Raw genomic sequence first — 1349 nt, forward strand, 5'->3', positions numbered from 1 at the left:
TGCTGCTCTGATGATAACAAAGGCTCTAAAGAAACATGGTCCTTACACTCCAATGCAAACTTATGATGTTGATCAGAACTCAGATAACACATTGATTTATAATGATAATATAGCGTTATTCATATTGAATTAGAATCCCGAATAACGTAAGATTCTCTCATTTCAAATCTGTTTATCTTGAATCAACTAAAACCACTCATTTGTACATAACAAGTGGGATGAGTGTATGGATAAAATTTGTATAAGAAAGGACTAAAAATGGCTCTTATGAACCGTCTTAATGCAAGAGCTGTCGCAACATTGGGAGCTGGCAAATATAATGATGGTGCCGGCTTGTTACTTCATAAGCGTAAAGATGGAGGTGCTCAATGGATTTACCGTTTTACCATTCATGGGCGGCGCCGTGAAATGGGCTTGGGTGCCTTGAGAGATGTCTCTTTAAAACAAGCCCGTGAATTGGCAACTGGGTGGCGCTCTGTTCTTCGTGAAGGTCGTGACCCCATTAAAGAACGCAATAAACAAAAGCGTGAGGCAATAAGTAATCTCCATTATTTAAAAGATATCGCGTTGGATGCTTTTGAAAGCCGTAAAGCTGAACTAAAAGGAGATGGTAAAGATGGGCGTTGGTTTTTACCCTTAAAACTCCATATTCTCCCCAAATTAGGTTGCCTCCCCGTTTCAGAGATTACACAAACAGAGATACGCAATACACTTGCTCCCATTTGGCATACAAAAGCAGCAACAGCTGATAAAGCTCTTACCCGCCTTAATATTTGTCTCAAACATGCGGCTGCTTTGGGTTTGGATGTTGATTTACAAGCAACAGAAAAAGCACGCGCTCTCTTAGGTAAACAACGCCATAAAACGCAAAATTTTCCAGCTATGGATTGGAGAGATGTCCCTGCCTTTTATAAAACACTTTGCGAAGCATCAACCTTAACACAACTGGCTTTGCGTTTGCTTATTTTGACAGGCGTTCGTACCAACCCTTTGTGTCATATTCATAAAGACCAAGTTGATGGCGATATCTGGACAATCCCTGCTGAAAATATGAAAGGTCGACGTGATACTACAGAAGAGTTTCGCGTGCCTCTATCATCAGAAGCATTAGAAATCTTAAAACAAGCGCGCTTGCTTTCTCGCAATGATTTCTTCTTTTCTGCAACCGGTCGGGGTCCCCTCGCTGCAAATTGTATGGCTCAATATATGAGAGACAATAAAATTGAGGCATGCCCCCATGGATTTCGTTCTAGTTTACGTGATTGGCTCGCTGAAACAACCGATGCCCCCTATGAGGTCGCTGAAACTATTCTAAGTCATACAGTTGGCGGCAAAGTAGAGCGTGCCTA

General features: G+C 41.6%; 1 protein-coding gene. It reads left to right on the forward strand.

Annotated features, from left to right (window positions below; translation table 11 throughout):
• Window positions 1-258: 258 nt before the first annotated feature.
• Window positions 259-1349 (forward strand): tyrosine-type recombinase/integrase (locus ACFINY_RS09705; protein WP_375701068.1); only part of this gene is annotated, 1091 nt, incomplete at its 3' end.

This window comes from Bartonella sp. AA23NXGY (assembly GCF_042197165.1).
Classification (GTDB): domain Bacteria; phylum Pseudomonadota; class Alphaproteobacteria; order Rhizobiales; family Rhizobiaceae; genus Bartonella.